Origin of the sequence: Archangium sp. (genome assembly GCF_036277355.1) — a bacterium.
GTDB lineage: Bacteria > Myxococcota > Myxococcia > Myxococcales > Myxococcaceae > Archangium.
The window spans coordinates 33,147-54,935 of record NZ_DASUNC010000168.1 but is presented as its reverse complement, the minus strand read 5'-3'; the positions used below and the strand labels follow the sequence as shown (position 1 = coordinate 54,935).

At 69.8% G+C, this 21,789-nt stretch carries 16 protein-coding genes; 11 read left to right on the top strand and 5 right to left on the bottom strand.

Features of this window, described 5'->3' with window-relative positions:
• The first annotated feature begins 59 nt into the window (after positions 1 to 59).
• Positions 60 to 2,291 (top strand): hypothetical protein, encoded by a 2,232-nt coding sequence (locus VFZ09_RS41645; RefSeq protein ID WP_329733363.1) that lies wholly within the window; start codon positions 60 to 62, stop codon positions 2,289 to 2,291.
• 86 nt (positions 2,292 to 2,377) lie between these two features.
• Positions 2,378 to 3,403, top strand: coding sequence for a glucodextranase DOMON-like domain-containing protein (locus VFZ09_RS41640; RefSeq protein ID WP_329733362.1), 1,026 nt, complete (start codon positions 2,378 to 2,380; stop codon positions 3,401 to 3,403).
• On the opposite strand, the gene VFZ09_RS41635 is transcribed toward VFZ09_RS41640, so the two are convergent.
• Complete coding sequence (locus VFZ09_RS41635; protein ID WP_329733361.1) at positions 3,329 to 4,993, bottom strand: alpha-amylase family glycosyl hydrolase; 1,665 nt, start codon at positions 4,991 to 4,993, stop codon at positions 3,329 to 3,331. The two genes, VFZ09_RS41640 and VFZ09_RS41635, sit on opposite strands and share 75 nt — an antisense overlap.
• A gap of 194 nt (positions 4,994 to 5,187) precedes the next feature.
• On the opposite strand from VFZ09_RS41635, the gene pulA reads away from it, so the two are divergent.
• From pulA to VFZ09_RS41610, 5 genes are all read left to right on the top strand, one after another.
• Positions 5,188 to 8,634, top strand: coding sequence for a pullulanase-type alpha-1,6-glucosidase (gene pulA / locus VFZ09_RS41630; RefSeq protein WP_329733360.1), 3,447 nt, complete (start codon positions 5,188 to 5,190; stop codon positions 8,632 to 8,634).
• A gap of 112 nt (positions 8,635 to 8,746) precedes the next feature.
• Positions 8,747 to 9,499 carry a nickel pincer cofactor biosynthesis protein LarB gene (gene larB / locus VFZ09_RS41625; protein WP_329733359.1) on the top strand — a complete coding sequence of 251 codons (753 nt, stop codon included), beginning with the start codon at positions 8,747 to 8,749 and terminating at the stop codon, positions 9,497 to 9,499.
• Positions 9,500 to 9,580: 81 nt separating this feature from the next.
• Positions 9,581 to 10,753 (top strand): nickel pincer cofactor biosynthesis protein LarC, encoded by a 1,173-nt coding sequence (gene larC / locus VFZ09_RS41620; protein WP_329733358.1) that lies wholly within the window; start codon positions 9,581 to 9,583, stop codon positions 10,751 to 10,753.
• Between the two features lie 45 nt (positions 10,754 to 10,798).
• Positions 10,799 to 11,314, top strand: a complete 516-nt coding sequence (locus VFZ09_RS41615) for a hypothetical protein (RefSeq protein ID WP_329733357.1) — start codon at positions 10,799 to 10,801, stop codon at positions 11,312 to 11,314.
• Positions 11,311 to 11,781, top strand: a complete 471-nt coding sequence (locus VFZ09_RS41610; protein ID WP_329733356.1) for a DUF4304 domain-containing protein — start codon at positions 11,311 to 11,313, stop codon at positions 11,779 to 11,781. The genes VFZ09_RS41615 and VFZ09_RS41610 overlap by 4 nt, the downstream gene beginning before the upstream one ends.
• Positions 11,782 to 11,870: 89 nt before the next feature.
• On the opposite strand, the gene VFZ09_RS41605 is transcribed toward VFZ09_RS41610, so the two are convergent.
• Positions 11,871 to 12,275 carry a cereblon family protein gene (locus tag VFZ09_RS41605; protein ID WP_329733355.1) on the bottom strand — a complete coding sequence of 135 codons (405 nt, stop codon included), beginning with the start codon at positions 12,273 to 12,275 and terminating at the stop codon, positions 11,871 to 11,873.
• A 32-nt stretch (positions 12,276 to 12,307) separates the two neighbouring features.
• On the opposite strand from VFZ09_RS41605, the gene VFZ09_RS41600 reads away from it, so the two are divergent.
• The 4 genes from VFZ09_RS41600 (at position 12,308) to VFZ09_RS41585 (ending at position 16,892) form a co-directional block, all read left to right on the top strand.
• On the top strand, positions 12,308 to 13,300 hold the full coding sequence (locus VFZ09_RS41600) for an ABC transporter ATP-binding protein (RefSeq protein WP_329733354.1): 993 nt from the start codon (positions 12,308 to 12,310) through the stop codon (positions 13,298 to 13,300).
• Positions 13,287 to 14,039 (top strand): ABC transporter permease, encoded by a 753-nt coding sequence (locus VFZ09_RS41595; protein WP_329733353.1) that lies wholly within the window; start codon positions 13,287 to 13,289, stop codon positions 14,037 to 14,039. Before VFZ09_RS41600 ends, VFZ09_RS41595 begins: the two co-directional genes overlap by 14 nt.
• A 20-nt stretch (positions 14,040 to 14,059) precedes the next feature.
• Positions 14,060 to 15,136, top strand: a complete 1,077-nt coding sequence (locus VFZ09_RS41590; protein ID WP_329733352.1) for a dipeptide epimerase — start codon at positions 14,060 to 14,062, stop codon at positions 15,134 to 15,136.
• Positions 15,137 to 15,212: 76 nt separating this feature from the next.
• A complete protein-coding gene (locus tag VFZ09_RS41585; RefSeq protein ID WP_329733351.1) occupies positions 15,213 to 16,892 on the top strand; it encodes an FAD-dependent monooxygenase in 1,680 nt (559 codons plus the stop codon).
• Between the two features lie 583 nt (positions 16,893 to 17,475).
• On the opposite strand, the gene VFZ09_RS41580 is transcribed toward VFZ09_RS41585, so the two are convergent.
• From VFZ09_RS41580 to VFZ09_RS41570, 3 genes are all read right to left on the bottom strand, one after another.
• Positions 17,476 to 18,324, bottom strand: a complete 849-nt coding sequence (locus VFZ09_RS41580) for a DMT family transporter (protein ID WP_329733350.1) — start codon at positions 18,322 to 18,324, stop codon at positions 17,476 to 17,478.
• A 72-nt stretch (positions 18,325 to 18,396) separates the two neighbouring features.
• The gene (locus tag VFZ09_RS41575) at positions 18,397 to 19,266 is read right to left on the bottom strand and encodes a DUF1206 domain-containing protein (protein WP_329733349.1); all 870 of its coding nucleotides are present in this window, start codon (positions 19,264 to 19,266) and stop codon (positions 18,397 to 18,399) included.
• Between the two features lie 131 nt (positions 19,267 to 19,397).
• On the bottom strand, positions 19,398 to 21,785 hold the full coding sequence (locus VFZ09_RS41570; RefSeq protein ID WP_329733348.1) for a putative Ig domain-containing protein: 2,388 nt from the start codon (positions 21,783 to 21,785) through the stop codon (positions 19,398 to 19,400).
• Positions 21,786 to 21,789: the final 4 nt, after the last annotated feature.

Genomic DNA, 21,789 nt, shown 5'->3' with positions numbered 1-21,789 from the left:
GCCGGCAGCCGGGATGCCCCCGCGTCCCGGTTCGGCTGCAAAAGAGAGGGGTATCACCCATGAAGATGAAGTCCCTGCGGAAGGGCGCAGTCGCCCTCACCGCCGCTGCCACCCTGCTGCCCGCTTCCGCCTCGCTCGCCCAGGAGGCCCCCAAGCTCCAGATTGGCGGTACCACCTACACCAAGTGGCTGTACGGCAACTCGCGCCAGCAGGGCGCGATGTTCAACTTCACCACCATCCCGGGTGAGGGCTCGGGCGAGAACGGTATCGGCACCGAGCTCGAGCTGCTGCTCAACGCGCGCCTCTCCAGCGCCGTCGAGGTGCGGGGCCGCATCCACAGCCGCTTCAGCCAGAACTTCTGGTCGAACTTCGGTGGCTTTGGCGGCAACCCCAAAGGCCCCTGCGTCAACGGCGACTGCGGTGAGTTCGACGTGCGCTCCAACCAGTACATCAAGCTGCGCGGCCTCGCCGTCACCCTGACGCCGGGCTACCTCGTCGACTCTGCCACCATCGGCGCCAACGACTTCGGCCAGTTCGATCCCTTCGTCGTGGGCCGCATCCGCTACATCGACCGCGACAACGCCTACGGCGTGCTCGTGCAGGGCTCGGCGCTCGAGCGCAAGCTGACGTACGACGTGGCCGGCATCTCGCTGCCCCGCCTCTGGGCCGGCCCCAACTACAGCACGGGCGCCTTCCACACCACGGACGCCTCCTACGTCTTCCAGGGCAAGTACACCTTCAACGACATGTTCGACGTGGGTGGCATCTTCCAGTACGCCATCGACAACGAGCTGAACGCCGGGGACAACAACCTGGACAACGGCCGGGACCTCTACCCGCGCTTCCGCAACGGCGTGGGCGGCCTGAAGGCCGGCTTCCACATGGGCTCCGTGCTGGACGTGCGCGGCTCCTTCTACCGCTCGTACATGCACGCGGAGGAGACGAACCGCTTCGGGGACAAGCCGGACAACAACCCCGCCTTCGTGCACAAGAGCTTCGGCCTCAACGGCTACTCGCCGACGATGGCGGGCAAGCACGAGGACAACACCTGGAAGGTGGACGTCACGCTGAATGATCCGCTGGAGATCGGCCTGTCGCTCAACGCGCAGGCGTTCAGCATCGGCGCGGACTACATGTCCATCATGGCCGCCCGCCGTGAGTCGGACGTGCTGCTCACCGAGGGTCACGACGCCACCTTCGCCTTCCCCGGCCCCAACAACGCCAAGTACGGCGTCTTCGCGGGCAACCCCTCCGTCATCGGCTACGGCGGCTGGACGAACGAGACGCAGCAGCTGGCCACCATCAACGTGGACAACGAGTTCACGGACTTCGACGAGCCCATGGCCGAGACGGCCATCGGCTGGAAGGGCCTGACGTTCAACCCGGTGTACAGCAACGGCGCGCTGGACATCGCCGGTGAGTACTCCTTCATCACCTACAACCAGAACTGGCAGGCCTGGGGTGATGACACCCGCGCCCTGGACAACACCCGCTACCCGGGCACCGAGCTGGACTCGGGCGTGCTGCACAACTTCCGCAGCGCCTACCAGCCCTTCCAGGAGAAGCAGACGCACATCCTGGTGGCCAAGGCCCGCTACGTGCTCGACCTGGGCCGCGGCGTGGACGTGTTCGGCAAGGTCAAGTACATCCACGACACCGACAAGCGCCTGAACGACAAGAAGTACCTGCCCTACCAGGACGGGGACTGCCCGGGCGGCGGCGTGGCCTGCGCCGGCAACAAGCGCTACTACGGCACGGACGCCAGCGGCAAGCAGCTGTCCACCGCGGACCTCTACGGCAACCCGAGCCTCGTGGCCGACGGCTCCGGCTACCAGTTCAAGCCGTTCGATGACATCTCCGACGACGACCGCGTGCTGAACTACACCAGCTTCAACCTCGGCGCCGGCTACCAGCTGACGGACGACCTGTACGCCTCGCTGAGCTACACCCGGTTCATGGCGGACCTGCAGGACGGCAACACGGCCTTCCAGTCCTACAACCTGCACCAGATGGTGTCGGGCCAGCACGACAAGAACCTGGTGTCCCTGAAGGCCAAGTACATCCTGGCCGGTGTGGAGTTCGGTCTCGAGGGCCAGTACCTCTTCGGTACCTTCACGCCGGACTACGGCACGGGCTTCGTGGCCCAGGCGGCCGACGAGAAGATCTCCAAGGACCATGGCGTGGAGGTGGGCTCCCTGGGCTTCACCAACCGCTACGGCGGCTGGAACCCGCTGGGGACGCGCTCCTTCGAGCACATGCGTCTCAAGGCGTTCATGAAGGCGCAGTTCTAACCGTTTTCAAGGCAGTCTGAGGGGGGCCCGGCGCGCGGTGACGCCCGCCGGGCCCCTCGCTTTTTCCCGCTCCGAGGACTCCGCGCATGGTGCTGCTCCGCCGTCTCTCCCTGCTCCTGTTGCTGGCCACGTGTGCCAGCGCCTGCCGTGGCACGCGTGGCGACACGCGGCTCTTCTCGCTGGAGGACCCGCGGGGGGATGACCATGGGGATGGCGAGCTGCGCTACCCGTTGCGTCAGGACATGGGGCCGGGCTCCCTGGATCTGCTGTCCTTCCGCGCGTACGCGGAGAGCGGAGGCACCCGTTTCGAGGCGACCTTCGCCCGGCCCATTCCCGTGCCCATGCGGCGGACGATGGACGCGGCGGGGACCACGCTGGCGGACATGGCGCGCTTCGGCTTCTACACCTTCAACCTGGACGTGTACGTGGACGAGGATGGGAAGGAGGGCTCGGGCCGGGTGGACACGCTCCCCGGCCGCTACCTCACGCTCGCTCCGGGCAGCGCCTGGGAGAAGGTCATCCTCCTCACCCCCCGCCCCTACGAGGCGCGTGACATGCTGCGCACGCTGTGGCGGCAGGAGGCCCTGGCGGAGCTGCAGCGGCAGCAGGGCGCGGTGAGCGAGTCCACCGCGAGGGCGCTGGACGCGCGGCTGGAGCAGCGCATCGCGCGGAGCGTCTTCTTCCCCACCCGGGTGCACGTGTCGGGGCCCACGGTGTCCTTCTTCGTCCCGGAGTCCTTCCTCGGGGGCCAGGCGCGGCCCACGTGGGGGTACGCGGTGGCGGTCACCGGCGCCACGTTGGATCGCCGGGTGGAGCTGCCCACCTTCCTGGGAGGGGTGACGGCTCCGCCGCAGCAGGGGCTGATGGTGCTGGGCATCGGGCCGGGGACCTCGCACGAGCGCTTTGGCGGTGGGCGCCTGGGTGGCACGAACCAGTCGCCGGTGGTGGACCTGCTGGTGCCCGAGGGCGTGAGCCAGCAGGAGGTGCTCGGGCTCCAGGCGCGCCCCTGGCCGGCGGTGGTGCCGGCCGGGCCCGTCCTACCGCAGGCGCCAGATGCCGGTGGCGTGGCCGGGCAGGGTGACGCTCCAGCCGCCCCCGTCCCGCAGCAGTGAGCTCACGGACGGGTCCGCGAAGAGCACCTCGGAGGTGTCGCCCTCCAGCGCGAAGGGGCCCGCCGTCAGCGCGGCATCCGTGAGGTTGTGCACCACGAGCACCCGCTCGTCTCCCACCGTGCGCAGGAAGGCGAGCGTGGGGGCGCGGCCCTGGGTGGGCGTGAGCAGCTTGAGGCCGCCGCGCTCCAGGGCCCGCGACGCGTGACGGACGCGGATGAGCTCGCGGTAGCGCGAGAGGAGCGAGCCCGGGGTATTCACCTGCGCGGCCACGTGGGTGCGCTCGGTGCCCGGGGACAGGGGGAACCACGGCGTGCCGCGGGTGAAGCCGGCGCCCGCGCTCGCGTCCCAGGCCATGGGCGTGCGCTTGGCCTCGTCGTTGAGGGTGGTGCCGTTGGCCATGCCCAGCTCCTCGCCGTAGTAGAGGAAGGGCGAGCCGGGCAGGGTGAGCAGCAGCGAGGCGGCGGTGGCCAGGTCCCCGGCCTTGCCGCCCAGCTGCGTGGCCACGCGCACCTGGTCATGGTTGGTGAGGAAGGGCGCGTCCGCCACGCCCGCGGGGTAGTGGCTGCGCATCTCCGCCAGCTTCACGGTGACGTCCGCCGCATCCCCCGTCCGGGCGGCCTTGAGCAGCTCCTCGGCCAGGGGGAAGTTGAAGTTGAGCGGCAGCTCGTCCCCGCCGGGCACCCGGGCCGTGGAGCCGTAGTAGGTGGCGATGACGGGCGTGGTGGTCCAGTTCTCCCCCACCAGCACCGCGTCCGGCTTCACGCTCCGCACGTGCGCGGCCAGCTCCTTCCAGAAGGCATGCGTCTCCGGGGTGTCGGCCTGCCCCGGCAGCCCTCCTCCCGTCTCGATGAGGTAGCGCGCCGCGTCCAGCCGGAAGCCATCCGCGCCCTTGCCCAGCCAGAAGGTGGCGATGCGCTTGACCTCCTCGCGCACCGCGGGCGTCTTCAGGTTGAGGTCCGGCATGCCGCTCCAGAAGACGCCGTAGTAGTACGCGCCGTTGCGCTCGTACCAGGTGGAGCCCTTGGAGAAGATGTCCCAGGGCGGCCGCCAACCCGGGTCCGTGTCGCTCCACAGGTACCAGTCCCGCTTCGCCGAGGTGCGCGAGGACGCGGACTCCACGAACCACGGGTGCTGCGAGCTGCTGTGGTTGAGCACCAGGTCCAGGATGACGCGCATGCCGCGGCGGTGGGCCTCGGCGCACAGCCGCTCGAAGTCCTCCACGGTGCCGTAGTCCGGGTGGATGCGCTCGTAGTCCACCACGTCGTAGCCGTGGTAGCTGGGCGAGTCGAACACCGGCATCAACCACAGCGCGTCCACGCCCAGGTCCGTGGGGGTGCTCGGGTCCCCGTCGTTGAGGTAGTCCAGGCGCGCGATGAGGCCGGGCAGATCGCCTTTCCCGTCCCCGTTGGAGTCCTGGAAGCTGCGCACGAAGACTTCGTAGAAGACGGCGTGCCGGTACCACTCGTCACCGGCGGGCGCGGCGAGCTCCACGGGAGGCCGCTCCGCCGGGGTGACGGTGGAGGGCGCCTGCGGGGCACAGGCCAGCAGTGTCAAGGCGGGGAGGAAGCGGAGGGAGCGCGGGGGCGGCATGGCTTCCTGGTTTAGCAGCGCCCCGGAGATCCCGGCCAGCCGCCGGAGGTGAAGGGGCCGGGGCTCTGGTAGTCTCTCCCCGCTCCCACGAGCGGTGACTTCGTCACGAGCGTGTGGCGCTTCCTCAAGACCCGATGGTTCGGACTGGCTCGCCCCCGGAAGGGGCCGGTCCGTGCTTCCAGGAAGGTGTGTCGATGCGATTCGCTGTCATTTCCCGGCTCCCGGCATGGAGCCGGACCCTGTCCCTCGGCCTGCTCGGCCTGCTGTCGTCGAGCACGGTGGCCTCGGCCGCCGAGCCCCCGCGCGTCACGCTCGTGGGCAGCTTCCAATCCGAGCTCGGCTGCACCACCGATGGTGATGCGGCGTGCACCGCCACGGACCTGACGTACGAGTCCGAGGACGACGTGTTCCAGAAGTCCTTCAGCCTGCCCGCGGGCACCCACACCTACCGGGTGGCCATCGACGGCGGCGCGGGCGGCACCTACGGCGCGGGCGCCGCGCTCGACGGGCCGGAGATCTCCCTGACGCTCGCCGAGCCGGGCAGCGTGAAGTTCTACTTCGACGCGAAGAGCCGCTGGGCGACGAGCCGTCCGTCCAGCACGCCCAAGGCCGTCATCGCCACCGTGGCGGGCAGCTTCCAGAGCGAGGTGGGGTGCCCCGGTGACTGGTCGCCGTCGTGCCTGCGCTCGATGATGCAGGACCCGGATGGGGATGGCGTCTACGTCTACACCGCCACGATTCCCGAGGGCGCGTACGCCTTCAAGGTGGCCATGGATGAGGGGTGGGCCACCGCCTACCCTGGCAGCGACGTCGCCTTCAGCGTGCCGGCGGGCGGCTCCGAGGTGACCTTCCAGTTCAACGCGGACACCCGCGTCCCGACCTTCAAGGTGCTCAGCGCCCCGGCCGGTGACATCAACCTGGCCCGCGCGCACTGGGTGTCCAGGGACACGCTGCTGTGGTCGCCGTTGGAGCTCCCCGAGGCCCCGCAGCTCAAGCTGCACTACGACGCCGCGGGCACCATGGTGCTGGGCTCCACGGGCATCGAGGGCGGGGAGTCCATCCCCCTCGAGGTGGACCCCACCGGCCCGAGCGCCGAGCTCAAGGCGAAGTTCCCGCACCTCGCCACGTTCAAGGCGCTGAAGATTCCCGCGGCCGAGCTGGCCCGGGTGCCCGAGCTGCTCCAGGGCCAGCTGGCCCTCTCGCTGAAGAACAAGGACGGCAAGCTGGTGGACGCCACCTCGGTGCAGATGCCGGGCGTGCTGGACGCGCTGTACACCTACGACGGGCCGCTGGGCGGCTCGTGGAGCAACGGCGTGCCCACCCTGCGCCTGTGGGCCCCCACCGCGCGCTCGGTGCGGCTGCACGTGTTCGACTCCTCGGACGCGGCCACCGCCAGCCACGTGGCGGACCTGTCCCATGACGCCACCACCGGCGTCTGGAGCATCACCGGCGAGGCGGACTGGAAGAACAAGTTCTACCTCTACGAGGTCGAGGTCTACGTCCGCTCCGAGAAGAAGGTGGTGAAGAACCTCGTGACGGACCCGTACTCGCTGAGCCTGGCGATCAACAGCACGCGCAGCCAGCTGGTGGACCTGGATGACCCGGCGCTCGCGCCCGCGGGGTGGAACGCGCTGAAGAAGCCCCGCCTGGACGCTCCCGAGGACATCGTCCTCTACGAGCTGCACGTGCGCGACTTCAGCATCAACGACACCACCGTGCCCGCCGAGAAGCGCGGCACCTTCGCCGCCTTCGCCGAGAAGGCCTCCAACGGCATGAAGCACCTGGCGCGGCTGGCCGGCTCCGGCATGACGCACGTGCACCTGCTGCCCGTGTTCGACATCGCCACCATCAACGAGAACCGCGCCGATCAGCTCGTGCCCGCCGGGGACCTGGTCTCCCTGCCGGCCGACTCCCAGGATCAGCAGGCCGCGGTGAACGCGGTGCGCGACCAGGATGGCTTCAACTGGGGCTATGACCCGTACCACTACACGGTGCCCGAGGGCAGCTACGCGGTGAACCCCGACGGCAGCGCCCGCATCCTCGAGTTCCGCCAGATGGTGAAGGGCCTGTCCGAGACGGGCCTGCGCGTGGTGATGGACGTGGTCTACAACCACACCAACTCCTCGGGCCAGGACTCCCGCTCGGTGCTCGACCGCATCGTCCCCGGCTACTACCACCGCCTCGGCCGGGACTCCGGCAACGTCGAGACGAGCACCTGCTGCCAGAACACGGCCTCCGAGCACGCCATGTTCGAGAAGCTCATGGTGGACTCGCTCGTCACCTGGGCGAAGTACTACAAGGTGGATGGCTTCCGCTTCGACCTGATGGGCCACCACATGAAGGCCAACATGGTGAAGGTCCGCGAGGCGCTCGACGCGCTCACCCTGGAGAAGGACGGGGTGGATGGCTCGAAGATCTACCTGTACGGCGAGGGGTGGAACTTCGGCGAGGTGGCGGACGGCCAGCGCGGCGTGAACGCGACGCAGCTGAACATGGCGGGCACGGGCATCGGCACGTTCAGCGACCGGCTGCGTGACGCCGTGCGCGGCGGTGGCCCCTTCAGCGGCCTGCGCGAGCAGGGCTTCGCCAGCGGCCTCCTCCACGACCCCAACACCACGGACCAGGGCTCCACGGATGACCAGCGCCAGAAGCTGCTGCACTACGCGGACCAGATTCGCGTGGGCCTGGCCGGCAACCTGCGCGACTACCCGCTCGTCAACAAGGCGGGCACGACGGTGAAGGGCTCGCAGGTGGACTACAACGGGCAGCCCGCCGGCTATACGGTGGATCCGCAGGAGGTCATCACCTACGTCTCGGCGCACGACAACGAGACGCTGTTCGACGCCATCCAGCTGAAGGCGGCCCCCACGGCGAGCATCGAGGAGCGCGTGCGCATGCACAACCTCGCGCTGGACCTGGTGCTGCTGGCCCAGGGCATCCCCTTCATCCACGCCGGTGACGAGATGCTCCGCTCCAAGTCGCTGGACCGCAACAGCTACAACTCGGGCGACTGGTTCAACAAGCTCGACTTCACCTACGCCTCCAACAACTGGGGCGTGGGCCTGCCGCCGGCCGGTGACAACTCGGGCAACTGGTCCATCATGGGCCCGCTGCTCGCCAACCCGGCGCTCAAGCCGTCCAAGGAGCACATCGTCTCGGCGGTGGACCACTTCAACGAGATGCTGCGCATCCGCAAGAGCACCACGGCCTTCCGCCAGCGCACCGCCGCGGACATCCAGTCCAAGCTGCGCTTCCACAACGAGGGCCCGGGCCAGATTCCCGGCCTCATCGTGATGGAGCTCAACGACGAGGAGGGCGAGGAGGGCCGCACCCACGTGGTGGTGCTCTTCAACGCCAGCGACGAGAAGCAGACGTTCACCCTGGCCTCGTCCAAGGACAAGGCGATGCAGCTGCACCCGGTGCAGCAGGGCTCGCGTGACGCGCGCCTCCAGGAGGCCCGCTTCGAGTCCGCCCAGGGCGTGTTCACCGTGCCGGCCCGGACCACGGCGGTGTTCGTGAACGCCCCGAGCAAGGGGGACACGGGCTGCGGCTGCTCGGGCTCCAGCGGGGGGGCCTTCGCCGCCCTGGCGATGCTGCTCGGCGGGGTGCTGATGTCCCGGCGCCGCCGGACCCGGGCGTAACGCGGGGGAGTTGTCGGATACGGGGGCCTGGCTCGCTCGAGCCGGGCCCTCGTGCCCGGGTGGCGTACGCTCGTGATTCCACCGCCCCGCACAGTGCGGTAGAGGGGCGGGCATGGACGAGAAGACGCTTACCCGATTGCTCGAGCAGGTGAAGGGCGGCAAGGTCTCGGTGGATGACGCCGTGGGCCAGCTCAAGGACTTGCCGTTCGCCGAGCTCGGTTATGCCACCGTGGACACCCACCGCAGCCTGCGCTTCGGCTTTCCCGAGGTGGTGCTCGGCGAGCCGAAGACGGCCGAGCAGGTGCTGGGGATTGTCGGCAAGCTGGTGGAGCGCAAGCAGCCGGTGCTGGTGACGCGGCTGCAGCCGGACAAGGCCGAGGCGCTCGTGGCCGCCTTCCCCAAGGGCGAGTACCACCCGTTGGCGCGCATCTTCCACCTGAAGCAGGGCAAGCAGAAGGCGGGGAGGGTGGCGGTGATGACGGCGGGGACGGGCGACCTGCCCGTGGCGGAGGAGGCGGCCATCACCGCGGAGGCCATGGGGGCCACGGTGAAGCGCGTGTACGACGTGGGCGTGGCGGGCCTCCACCGGCTGCTGAAGCGGCGCGAGGAGATTCAAGACGCGCACGCGGTGGTGGTGGTGGCGGGCATGGAGGGGGCGCTGGCGAGCGTGGTGGGCGGGCTGGTGGGCATTCCGGTGGTGGCGGTGCCCACGTCGGTGGGCTACGGGGCCAACTTCGGGGGCATATCCGCGCTGCTGACGATGGTGAACTCGTGCGCCTCCAACGTGGCGACGATGAACATCGACAACGGCTTCGGGGGCGGCTTCTACGCGGCGCTGATCTCTCGCACCAAGGGCCAGCGCTGAATCAACAACCCTGAGCGAATATCCCCTCTCCCCCCGGGAGAGGGACGGGGTGAGGGTATCCGGCCCCGTGGGAGAACAACCGTGCGTAGGATTCTCTACCTGGAGCCGGTGGGCGGCATCGCCGGGGACATGTTCCTGGCGGCGGGCGTGGACCTCGGCGTGACGCCGGAGGCCATTGCCCAGGCGTTGAGCGGGCTGAAGGTGCCGGGCTGGAAGCTGGCGGTGAGCCGGGCGGTGCGGCATGCCATCAGCGGCACGCACCTGGACGTGGTGCTGGACGAGCGCGAGGCGCATCCGCACCGGGCGTACGCGGACATCCGCCAGCTCATCGAGGCGGCGGACACACTGTCTCCGCGGGCGAAGGAGCGGGCGCTGGCGGTGTTCCGGGCCATCGGCGAGGCCGAGGCGAAGGTGCACGGGGTGTCCATCGACGCCATCCACTTCCACGAGGTGGGGGCGGTGGACTCCATCGTGGACATCTGCGGGGCGGCGGTGGTGTTGGACCTGCTCGGAGACCCGGAGGTGTACTCGGCGCCGCCACCGCTGGGCAGCGGCACCATCCGCGTGGCGCACGGGAACATGCCCATTCCGGTGCCGGCGACGCTGGAGTTGCTGAGGGACGTGCCGGTGCGCTTCGAGGGCGTGGGCGAGCTGACGACGCCGACGGGCGCGGCGCTGCTGAAGGTGCTGGCGCGCATCGGCCAGCCGCCGCCGGACTTCATCGTGGAGCGGATTGGCTACGGGGTGGGGACGAAGGACTTCCGGGACAGGCCCAACGTGCTGCGCGCGGCCATGGGCCGGGCCGAGGCGCGGGCCGAGGGCCTCTGGGTGGTGGAGGCCAACCTGGACGACAGCACGCCGCAACTGCTCGGGTACCTGCTGGAGCACGTGCTCGGCAAGGGCGCGCTGGACGCCTGGGTGGTGCCGGCGACGATGAAGAAGGCGCGGCCGGGGCACGTGCTGAGCGTGCTGGTGGAAGGGGGCGGGAAGGAGACGGTGGTGGACACGCTGATGCGCGAGTCCACGACGCTCGGGGTGCGCTCCTATGCGGTGGAGCGCACGGCGCTGGAGCGCGACTGGGTGGAGGTGGAGACGCCGTGGGGCAGGGTGCGGGTGAAGCGCGGCCTGCGCAACGGCGTGGTGCTCAACGCCCACCCCGAGTTCGAGGACTGCCGCAAGGTGGCCGAGGCCGCCAACGTGCCGCTCAAGCAGGTGATGGCGGCGGCGCTGGTGGCGCTCAGCTCGGGGCGGTGAGGAACTCTCGGGGTGCGAGCGTCGCGATATCCAGAGAGCGACTTCATGAATCCAAAAAATGAGGAGTACAGGAGACACGTGCGGGCCGGGCTTGGCGTGCTGCTCGTGGCGTTTCTCACCGCGTTCGCGACGGCCGCGGTTGGGCTTGGAGCAGGGGTGGAGGAATCGCTGCCCCTCTTGGCGGCGCCTCCCGATGCTACCCTGGGGGCCGAGCCGCTCCATGCCGCCAATAAAAAGGCTGGCAAGACGAGTTCTGCTTCGCTCCCACGCTCCCAGTCGAGCGGAGAGACGGAGGCAACGAAGCGTGGCCGGCAAGCGCACAAGGATTGGGAGCCAGGAGAAGGCTTCCGGAAGGAAGTGAAATTGCCGAGCGGCAAGCGAGCCGACGCGGTCAACCCCGACAAACAAGAGGTCAAGGAACTCAAGCCCGATACCCCGCGTGCCATCAAACGAGGTGAGCGGCAAGTCGAGGAGTATCGTCGCGAATTGGAAGAGACCGAGGGCGGCTCATGGACGGGCAAGGTTGAGACCTATAAGCCGGATGCTGGAGAGAAGAATTGAATTCTTCATCCAACCTCATCAGGGCGGCCATGGTCCCCGCACTTCGAGAAGCGGGCTTCAAGGTTCGAAGCAACACCTGGCACAAGCAGTGTGAAGACACCCTCCTGGTCGTCAATCTTCAGAAGTCCCAGTGGGGTCCTCAATTCTATATCAACCTCGCGGTCTGGGTGAGGCAACTGGGGGATGCCTCGGCACCCAAAGAGTATCAATGCCACATCCGCCAGCGCGCCACGAGCTTGCCAGACAAGAGAGCTGAAAATCTGGAGCGAGCACTGGATCTCGAAGATGGGTCGATGGGTCTGCAGGAGCGCGAGGCCTGCATCGGCGAGTTCATGCGGGAATCAGCCATTCCGTTCCTGGAGTCCCTCTCCACGATGGAGGGGATCCGTTCGGCACTCGAGACGCAGAAGCTCAAAGGGTGCTTCGTCAACCGGGAGCTCAAGGAGTTGCTCGCAGGGCAGGTCTGACTCGCGAATCTGAAGAGTCCCCTCCTGCGGCTTCCCTCTCCTCTCCCTCGTCTGGCGAGGGGTATTCGAAGCCATCCATGGGGCGGCGCTCAACTCGGCGTGGTGAGCCGGTCCAGCACCAGGCCGAGGAAGTCGCTCTCACCGTGGAAGGACCAGCCCAGGTGCGTCTTGCATTCGGCGCACATGGCGTACCGCCAGACGAAGCCGGGGAACCAGCTCGCCTCGGCGGTGGGCGGGCCGACGATGAGAGCGCCCTCGGCCCGGGCGAAGCAGCCGAAGTGGAAGACGAACCCGGACGGATTGACGCGGGTGTGCGTGGCGCGGCCGTTGACGGTGGTGCGGTCCCGCTCGCGGGTGATGAAGTGACCGCAGCGCGCGCAGCACAGCGGCTTCTCCGGGTCTCGGGACTCCGTCGCGTCCTCGGCCTGGCGGGCGGGCGTGGCCCTGGCGGGAGCGGCGGGGCTGTCCTTGAGCCACCGGGGGGACGGATTCATGACGCGGCGAGTCTCCTCGACTGCTCTTGCCCATGCTCGCGGAGGGATGCAAGGCCGGGCTCGCGTGGTATGTCCGCCGCGACGGGGAGGACGGCCGCCTGGCGCCCAACGAGCACGTACCGCTGGAGGTCTCCAGCGTCACCAAGGTGTACCCCGGCGGCGTCCAGGCGCTCGACCAGGTGAGCTTCCGCATTTCGCCGGGGGAGCGGGCCTGCCTGCTCGGCCCCAATGGCGCGGGGAAGACGACCCTCATCCGCCTGCTCACCGGCGCGCTGCGGCCCTCGTCGGGGCGGGTGAGCCTCTTCGGGCTCGGCGTCGAGGACCCGGGCTTCCTCCTGGCCAAGCGGCGCGTGGGCATCGTCCCCCAGTCCCCGGGCATGTACCGGGACTTCACGGTGGATGACTTCCTCCTGCTGGTGCGCGACCTGTACGGCCGCGGGAACATCCCCGAGGTGGTGGAGGCCTTCGGCCTGGCGCCCTTCCGCTCGCGGCGGATGGCCGAGCTGTCCGGCGGCATGCAGCGCCGGCTGTCCATGGCCGCCGCGCTCGTCTCCTCGCCGGAGGTGCTGCTGCTCGACGAGCCCACGGTGGGGTTGGATCCGGTGGCCACGCGCGAGGTACACACCTTCCTGCGCAAGGTGATGCCGGGCCGCACGGTGCTGCTGTGCACGCACAACCTGGCCGAGGCCGAGGCGCTCTGCGAGAGCGCCGTCATCCTCCGGCAGGGCAAGGTGCTGCTGCACGAGCGAATCGCCACGCTGCGCCAGCGCATCCAGCCCGTGCTCGTGCTGCGCGCCACCCAGGGCCCCGAGCGGTTGGCCAATGCGCTCGCGGGACAAGGCCTCACGCCCACGCGCGAGGCGGACGCGGTACACGTGCACGTGGCGGACGCGGTGGCGCAGGCGCCCGGACTGTTGCGCCACCTGCTGGGCGCGGGGCTGGACGTCTACGAGTGCCGCGTCATGACGCCGAGCCTCGAGGACCTGTTCCTGGATGTCGTGGGGGCGAACGATGCTCGCGCGTGAGGTGCGCATCCTCTTCCGCAAGGAGTGGCGCCAGTTGGTGCGCAGCCGCGGCGCGATGCTGACGGCGCTGCTGCTGCCCATCCTCCTGCTGGTCGTCATCCCGGGGCTGCAGATGCTCGGGATGAAGACGGGGGCCGCTAATCCGGTGAACCTCCCGCCCGGCGTGGTGCTGCCCCGGGGGCTGCGGGAGCTCGTGGGCGACCCTTTGGCGATGATGCGGGCCATGATGGTGCCCTTCATCGCGCTCGGCGGGCTCATCGTGCCCTCGGTGACGGCCAGCTACATCCTCATCACCGAGCGCGAGTCCCGCACGCTCGAGCTGCTGGTGGCCCTGCCCGTGCGCGTGGGGCAGATATTGCTCGCCAAGCTGCTGGCCCTGCTCGCGCTGGCCTCGCTCGTCACGCTGGTGCTCTTCTCCGTGGACGCGGTGCTCATCCTCGGGTTGGGCATCGGCTCGCCCGGCTTCGTGCTGGCCCTGCTGGCGGTGCTGCTCACGTCGCTCACCTTCTCCACCACCAGTGCGTTGCTCGTCAGCCTGCTGGCGCGCGACTTCCGCACCGCCAACAACATCAACGGGTTGCTGATCGGCCCCACCATCCTCGTCTGCTTCTTCGTCACGCTGGCGGTGCCGGGCCCCTTCCTGTCCTCGCTACTGCTCGCTGCGTTGTTCGCGGTAGGGTCCGGGGCCGCCACCTTCGTGGCCATGAAGGTGGTCACCTTCGAGCGTCTGCTGCGCTGAATCCCCCCTGCTGGAAGCCCATGCTCCCGACCCTCATCACCGATCTGAACTTCGAGCCGTTGGATCTCGCCCTCACCGAGCCCTTCGCCATCGCCACGGGGGCGCCCACCATGGCGAACAACGTGCTCATCCGGCTGACGCTGGCGGACGGGACGGTGGGCCTGGGCGAGTCCGCGCCCCTCACGGCGGTGTCGGGTGAGACGCAGGCGAGCACGCTCGAGGCGCTCCACTCGGTGCGCCAGGCGGTGCTCGGCAAGGACGCGCGGGGTTGGCGTCCCCTCGCGGCGCGGCTGGGCGAGGCCCTGCCGGGGGCTCCCTCGGCGCGCTGTGGCCTGGAGCTGGCGCTGCTGGACGCGCTGGGCCGGCACTACCGGATGCCGCTGTTCGCCTTCTTCGGCGGGGCGGGCACGGGGCTGGACATCGACATGACGGTGACGGCCGGTGACGAGGCGCACGCGGCGTCCTCGGCCCGGGCGATCATCGCGAGGGGCATCCGCACCATCAAGGTGAAGGTGGGGGCGCTGTCGGCGGAGGAGGACGTGCGGCGCATGGTCATCATCCGCCGCGAGGCGCCCGGCGCGCGGCTGTTCGCGGACGCCAACGGGGGCTACACGGTGGCGCAGTCGAGGGCCTTCCTCGCGGGGCTGGAGGCCGAGGGCGTGCCGCTGGCGCTCTTCGAGCAGCCGGTGCCGCGCGAGGACTGGGAGGGCATGGCGGAGCTGACGCGCTCGTCGCGGGTGCCCATCTGCGCGGACGAGTCGGCGCGCACGGCGAAGGACGTGCTGCGCCTGGCGCGCGAGGGCGGGGCGCACGGCGTCAACCTCAAGCTGATGAAGAGCGGCGTGGTGGAGTCGCTGGCCATGTGGAACCTGGCGCGTGCTTCCGGCATGGAGCTGATGATGGGGGGCATGGTGGAGAGCACCCTGGCCATGAGCAGCGCGGCGCACTTCGCCGCCGGGTTGGGCGGCTTCGACTACGCGGACCTGGACACGCACCTGTTCATCCGCGAGCACTCCTTCCGCGGCGGCCTGCGCATGCGGGACGGGCGGGTGGACATCGGCCACGTGCAGGCGGGCCACGGCGTGGACCTGGGCTGAGCGCGCTGGGCGCCGTCCGCCCTCGTGTGCCATGGTGGCTCGCACCGGCGGTGGGAGCCGGGCAGGGGGAGACGGCATGTTGGACGCACTCGTGGTGGGAGCCGGGCCCACGGGCCTGACGATGGCCTCGGAGCTGGCGCGGCATGGCCTGCGGTGCCGGCTGGTGGAGCAGCTCGAGGCGCCCTCGGTGCTGTCGCGCGCGTTGGCGGTGCAGGCGCGCACGCTCGAAGTTTTCGACGACTTCGGCATCGCCGAGAAGGCGCTCGAGCGGGGGCGCAAGGCCGAGGCCTTCAACGTGGTGGGCGCGGGAGGCGTGCACACGCGGGTGCCCATGCAGGCGTTCTCCTGGTTGGAGACGCGCTTCCCCTTCATCTTCATGCTGCCGCAGGACGCCACCGAGGCGCTGCTCACCGAGCACCTGGGCACGTTCGGGGTGAAGGTGGAGCGGGGACTGGCGCTGGAGGACTTCCGGCAGGACGCGGACGGGGTGGAGGTCACGCTGAAGCGGGCGGAGGGCGGGGTGGAGCGGGTGAAGGCGCGGTGGCTGCTGGGGTGTGACGGCGCGCGCAGCCGGGTGCGCAAGGGAGCGGGCATCCCCTTCGAGGGCGAGACGTATGACGACGCGTGCGTGCTGGCGGACGTGCGCGTGGAGTGGCCGCTGGGGCAGGGGGAGCTGGTCATCATGCCGTCCATGCACGGCGTGGTGGGGGCCTTCCCCATGCCAGGGGAGAAGCGCTACCGGCTGTTCTGCATCATGCCGAGGGACATGCTCCCGGAGGGGGACGAGACGACGCCCCTCACGCTGGAGGAGATGCAGGGCATCCTGGAGCGCATGTCGAACGTGCCGGTGCGCGTGAGCGAGCCGCGTTGGCTGACGCGCTACCGGCTGCACCGCCGGGGCGTGCCGCGCTACCGCCAGGGCCGCGTGTTCCTCGCGGGGGATGCGGCGCACATCCACAGTCCGGCGGGCGGGCAGGGGATGAACACGGGCATCCAGGATGCGTACAACCTCGCCTGGAAGCTGGCGCTCGTGACCCGGGGCCGCGCGCCGGAGTCGCTGCTCGACACCTACGATGTGGAGCGGCACCCGGTGGGGCAGATGCTGCTGGAGGGGACGGATCGGCTCTTCGGTCTGATGACCCAGGGAGGGACCTTCTCCCGGATGCTGCGGACGTACGTGGCGCCTCGGGTGGCGAAGGGGCTGCTCGGGGGCAATTTCACACAGCGGCGCATGGCGCGGTTCGTCACGCAGCTCGCCATCCATTATCGGCGCAGCCCGCTGTCCACCGAGCGCATCTGGGGCGAGGAAGTGGGCGGCGTGCGGCTGGAGGAGGGCCCCGCGCCCGGGGAGCGCGTGCCGGAACTGCCGGTGAAGGGGGAGGGCGTGGAGCGCCTGCACGAGGTGCTGCGTGGACCCCAGCACACGCTGCTGCTGTTCACGGGACTGAGGCCCGAGGCGAAGGCGCGGGGGGAGTGGGTGGCGCTCGCGAGGCGGCTGGAGGAGGCGTACGGGCCGCTGTTGAAGGCGCGCGTGGTGGTGGCGGGGGAGGGCACGCCGGGGCCGTTCGTGTTGGCCGATGGGGAGGGCGCGCTGCATCGCCGCTTCGGGGCGGGGGCGGAGTGCTTCTACCTGGTGCGGCCGGACGGGTACGTGGGGCATCGCGAGCGGCCCATCGAGCCGAAGCGGTTGGAAGCGGAGCTCGCCCGGCGAATGGGAGCGCCCGGAGCGGGCAGTGAGAAGCGCGTCGCGAGTTGAGCCTGCACTCCCTCTCCCTCTGGGAGAGGGTCGGGGTGAGGGTCCTCTTGACGTCAGCAGCGCAAAACTCCGGTGTCGCTGCTGATTCAGTGCGTTTCACTTGTCACCGGTGACAAGTGGAATGGACCCGGCGCGTTTCACTGGTCACCGGTGACGAGTGGAATGAGGGCAACGGGTTTCACTTGTCACCGGTGACAAGCGGAATGGACCTGCGCCCCTTGGCGCTGACACCGCGGCCATTTCCCCTCGCCCTCCGGGAGAGGGACGGGGTGAGGGTGCCACGGGTCCCGGGTTGAACCCTCTGTCCACAAGGTGGGCCACGGGTTGAAGAACGGGGACAGATACCCTCACCCTGACCCTCGCCCTCCGGGAGAGGGGATATCGGTCACATTCCTGAAAGGGATGAGCGGGTTTCACTGGTCACCGGTGACGAGTGGAATGAGGGCGGCGCGTTTCACTGGTCACCGGTGACGAGTGGGATGAGGGCAACGGGTTTCACTGGTCACCGGTGACGAGTGAAATGGACCCGGTGCATTTCACTGGTCACCGGTGACGAGTGGAATGGACCCGGCCCTGCGCCTGCTCAGCCCTGGGCCTCGCGAGCCGGACTCCGCGCCGAGCCCCCCGAGCCCAGCAGGGTGCGCCACCCGGTGGCCAGGAGGATGATGGCGCCGCCCACCATGGCCCACGGTCCGGGCCGCTCCCCGGCGAAGAGGAAGGTCCACACGGGGTTGAGCACCGGCTCGAGCAGGATGAGCAGCGAGGCCTCGACCGCGGGTATCTCGCGCAGGCCGCGATGAAACAGCGTGTACGCGAGGCCGAGCTGGAACACACCGAGGAACACGAGCAGTCCGACATCCAGGGCCGTGGGCGAGGGGCCCCCGAGCGAGGGCACCAGGACGCTGAAGCCCGCCATGAGGTTGCCCCACACGAGCACGGACGAGCCCTCCTCGCCCACCGCGCGCAGCCCCAGAATGCACATCGCGAACGCGACCCCCGAGCCCAGGGCAATCACATTGCCCCAGAACTGCCCGGGCGCGAGCTGATCCAGGAAGAAGAGGCTCAGGCCGAGCAGGAACACGGGCACGGCGGCGAGCTCCCCGCGCGAGGGGCGCTCGCGCAGCACGAGCGGGGACAGGAGCAGCACGTAGAGCGGCGCGGTGTCCTGCAGGAAGATGGCGTTGGCGGCGGTGGTGAGCTTGTTGGCGATGATGAACGACACCACCGTGGCCGCGTAGGCCAGGGCCGCCACGAGCCCTCGCCGGGAGGGAAGCTTGCGGCCGGCGGGGAAGGCGAGCGCGAGCACCAGGGCCGCGATGAGCGAGCGGCCGGAGGCGATCTGCCAGGCCGACAGGGAGCACAGCTTCACGGCCGCGCCGGCGGTGGACCAGAGCACGGCGGCGGCGAGCAGGTAGAGGCGGGAGCGGAGCATGGGACGCGCGGGTGACTCATATGCCGGTCACCTGGGGAAAGCCACCCGCGCGGACGCCCGCGGACGGGGCGCCTAGGCACCGAGGAAGCGCCGGTACCGGGCCTCGACGGCCATGTAGACGGCGTAGGCCACGAGCCCCGCGGCGGCCACCGCGAGCAGCACCGCTCCATGCGGCTGGGCCGCGAGCGTCTCCAGCGCCCCATCCAGCCCCCGGGCGCGCCGGGGATTGGCGGTGAGCGCCGCCTGGACGAGGAACCCGCCGATCATCACGAAGACGAGCCCGCGCGCGAGGATGCCCAGCTTGGAGATGCGCACGGCCCACTTGGCCTGCTGGGGACGCAGCGTGTCCAGCCGGAGCTTCTTGCGGAACTTCTCCTTCCAGGCCTTGTACGCCTGCCACACGCCCATGCCGGCGATGACGAGTCCCACGACGGCGACCAGCGCCTGGCCGAAGGGTTGCGACATCAACCGGGCCGTCCAGGACTGGGCGCTCTGGTCCCCACTGGTACCGGCGCCGCCCTCGCCCAGCACGAGGCGGAAGGCGGCCAGGGCGAGGAACGTGTGGAGGGCGGCGCTCACCAGGTAGAAGCCCCGGAGGAGGAGCCCCTTCGCGCCGGTGCCCTTGCCGTCCGGATCCATCCAGGCCTGCACCACTCGCCAGAGGACGTAGCCCACCAGGCCCACCGCCACCACCGCGAGCAGCGCCTTGCTCCAGCCGCCCTGGGCCAGCGTGGCCAGCGCGCCCTTCGTATCCGTCGTCTTCCCGCCCGAGCCGAAAGCCACCTGCAGCGCGAGCACGCCAATCACCGCGTACACCACGCCCTTGGCCAGGTAGCCCAGGCGGGCCAGCGGCACCATCCACGGGTGGTGCAGGGCCTTCGCCCCGAGACGATCTCCCTGGTGCTTCAGCTCCGAGGCCTTCCGGCCGAGTCCGTTCACCATCGTTCCTCCCTCCCTCACCAGAGCGCCGGAGCCACTGTCCGGCGGTGCGGTGCATCCCTTCGGAAGGTAGGCACACGAGGCGGCGCATCTCGGGGAGCGCCTGGCCGCCCGCCCGCTCCTCGGACCAGGGGCTAGAAGTTGCTCCCATCGGCCCGCTTGCCGGGCGAGGAGCCGAGCCCCGGGTTCACCCCGGTGTGCAACACGAAGCTCCCGGTGCGGGTCGCATCCGGGCTGCGGTTGTACGAGATGGCCTCGGTGGAGGAGGTATAGGTGTGGCTGTCCACGATCTGCTTCACGCCGTTCTGCAGGTAGACGCCGTCGCCACTGCCGCCGTTGTTGGTGCCCTTGTTGAAGAAGAGCCCGCCGCTCGAGGCCGCCACCGCGTTCGTCGTTCCCGAGGGGATGGCGGTGGCACCCGAGTAGACGACGAAGGACCTGCCCGGAGCGAGCAGCGTGCCCGTGGCGAAGGTGTGCCGGGGCGCCGTGCCGCTGTAGGCACTGGCGTCGTTCACCAGCCAGCCGCCGAGGTCCACCGTGCTCGTCGTGGAGCCATTCACCACCTCCACGAACTGTTGCGCGTAGTCGCGGGTGGTGCCATCGGACATGGGCGGCTCGTGGGGCAGGTACTCGTTGATGAACACCGGCGGAGGCCAGGTCACGGTGAACGCCGTGTCGCTCTGGTCGGACGCCGCCGGGGCCGAGGCATCGCTCACCCGCACGCGGGCCTGGGCCGTCGTCGCGGCAACGGGGGGCACCGTCCACGTGTACTGCCCGCTCGCCGCCGGGACACTCGGGGCCAGCACCTGCCACGACGCGCCGTTGTCCGGCGAGAACTCGAGCTTCACCGAGCTGACGCCGTCCGAGGTCCACGCGAGGGTCTGCACGCTCCCCGACGCGAGCTGCTCGCCGCCGTTGGGCGAGGTGATGCGCACGGGCGGGGGCGGCGGGGGCGTCACGTTGAACGCGAAGCGGCTGAACACCGGGTAGTGGTCCGAGGTGGTGTCCTTGTACTGGGAGATATAGGTGTCCGGCCGCAGGGCCTGGGCGGAGTTGCTGACGTAGCCGGCCCGCAGCTCGTTGCTGACGAGCTGGTGGTCGATGAACTCGGAGTTGCTCACCGTGCTGCGCACGTTGGTGAGGGACAGGTTCAGGGTGAGGAAGGTGTAGTGGTCCGGGTCATCCAGGAAGTTCTGGTACGGCGTGGCCAGGTACGGGCCGCCCGAGTAGGCCCGGGTGATGGAGACGTCCACGTCGTCGTTCCAGTCGCCGAGCACGATGAAGTTCGTGTCCGCCGGGAGGGCATCCAGGTAGCTCTTGAGCGCCCCCCCCGCGTTCTTGCGGCGGTTGTAGGAGTCCGTGTCGTTGAACGCCTTCATGTGCAGCACGATGGCCACCACGTCCACGCTCGTCCCGTCGCGCGTGATGCGCAGCTTCACCTGCAAGGGGGGCCGCGTGCCGAATTCGTAGTCGTAGGCGGTGAGGATGATGCGCGCGTCCAGCACGCTGACCACGCCCGGGTCGTAGAGGATGCCGACCTTCTGCTCGCTGGTGGAGTAGTAGGTCGCGCCGGACAGGACGAGCGGGTCGTTGGCCATGAAGCCTTCGTAGCCCGTCAGTTGTTTCAGCTCGTTGAACTCCGTGGCGTCCACCAGCTCCTGCAGGCCCCAGAAGTCCGCGCCCGTCCGGGTGATGACCGTCTTCACGTTCTGGACCTGCAAGGCGTCGTCCACGGGGCCCTGGGTCGGCTCGCCGAACCACTCGACGTTCCAGTTGGCCACGTTGAAGGCCAGCGGCGGGAGGCCCGCGTCCGTTCCTCCACCACCGCCATCCGTGCCGCCACCGCCGTCGGTGCCGCCGCCATCCGTGCCGCCGCCACCGCCGTCCGTCCCACCCGTGCCGCCGTCACCGCCTCCGGTCGTGCCCGCGATGACCACCAGGTTGAACACCTTCGAGCCCTGGGCGCCGTGGACGTCCTGCGCGCGCACGGTGGGGAAGAAGGAGCCCGTCTCCAGCGGCACGCCCGTGAGCAGGCCGTCCTCGCCCAGCGACAGGCCCGAGGGCAGCGCTCCGCCCATCAACGTCCAACGGAAGGGCCCCTTGCCTCCGGTGGCGGCGAGCCGCACGGCGTACGTCGCCCCGGTGGTGGCGGCGGGCAGCGAGACGGTGGTGACGGACGGGGTGGGGTAGACGAGCAGCTGGTAGGTGCCCGTCTGCGTGGCGCCCGCCGCGTCCTTCACCTGCACCGTGAAGGTGTACGGGCCCGGCACCGTGGTGGCGCCCCTCAGCAGGCCATCGCCCGTGGAGAAGAAGAGGCCGGGCGGCAGCTTCTCCAGCGTGTACCGCAGCGGCGGGGTGCCTCCGGTGGCGCCGAGGCTCACCTGGAAGGACGCGCCCGCGGTGGTCTCCAACTGCGCCAATTCGGGCAGCTGGAGGGGCTCGGGCTCGGTGGGCGCGGGCTTCTGGCAGGCACCGAGGAGGGTGAGGACGGCGAGCGTCCCCAGCAGGCGGGCGAGCGGCATGGTG

Excerpts from the sequence above, each read along its gene's own strand:
- VFZ09_RS41645 (WP_329733363.1), top strand. The coding sequence starts at position 60 with ATGAAGATGAAGTCCCTGCGGAAGGGCGCAGTCGCCCTCACCGCCGCT.
- VFZ09_RS41640 (WP_329733362.1), top strand. The coding sequence starts at position 2,378 with ATGGTGCTGCTCCGCCGTCTCTCCCTGCTCCTGTTGCTGGCCACGTGT.
- VFZ09_RS41635 (WP_329733361.1), bottom strand. The coding sequence starts at position 4,993 with ATGCCGCCCCCGCGCTCCCTCCGCTTCCTCCCCGCCTTGACACTGCTG.
- pulA (WP_329733360.1), top strand. The coding sequence starts at position 5,188 with ATGCGATTCGCTGTCATTTCCCGGCTCCCGGCATGGAGCCGGACCCTG.
- larB (WP_329733359.1), top strand. The coding sequence starts at position 8,747 with ATGGACGAGAAGACGCTTACCCGATTGCTCGAGCAGGTGAAGGGCGGC.
- VFZ09_RS41615 (WP_329733357.1), top strand. The coding sequence starts at position 10,799 with ATGAATCCAAAAAATGAGGAGTACAGGAGACACGTGCGGGCCGGGCTT.
- VFZ09_RS41605 (WP_329733355.1), bottom strand. The coding sequence starts at position 12,275 with ATGAATCCGTCCCCCCGGTGGCTCAAGGACAGCCCCGCCGCTCCCGCC.
- VFZ09_RS41600 (WP_329733354.1), top strand. The coding sequence starts at position 12,308 with ATGCTCGCGGAGGGATGCAAGGCCGGGCTCGCGTGGTATGTCCGCCGC.
- VFZ09_RS41595 (WP_329733353.1), top strand. The coding sequence starts at position 13,287 with ATGCTCGCGCGTGAGGTGCGCATCCTCTTCCGCAAGGAGTGGCGCCAG.
- VFZ09_RS41590 (WP_329733352.1), top strand. The coding sequence starts at position 14,060 with ATGCTCCCGACCCTCATCACCGATCTGAACTTCGAGCCGTTGGATCTC.
- VFZ09_RS41585 (WP_329733351.1), top strand. The coding sequence starts at position 15,213 with ATGTTGGACGCACTCGTGGTGGGAGCCGGGCCCACGGGCCTGACGATG.
- VFZ09_RS41580 (WP_329733350.1), bottom strand. The coding sequence starts at position 18,324 with ATGCTCCGCTCCCGCCTCTACCTGCTCGCCGCCGCCGTGCTCTGGTCC.
- VFZ09_RS41575 (WP_329733349.1), bottom strand. The coding sequence starts at position 19,266 with ATGGTGAACGGACTCGGCCGGAAGGCCTCGGAGCTGAAGCACCAGGGA.
- VFZ09_RS41570 (WP_329733348.1), bottom strand. The coding sequence starts at position 21,785 with ATGCCGCTCGCCCGCCTGCTGGGGACGCTCGCCGTCCTCACCCTCCTC.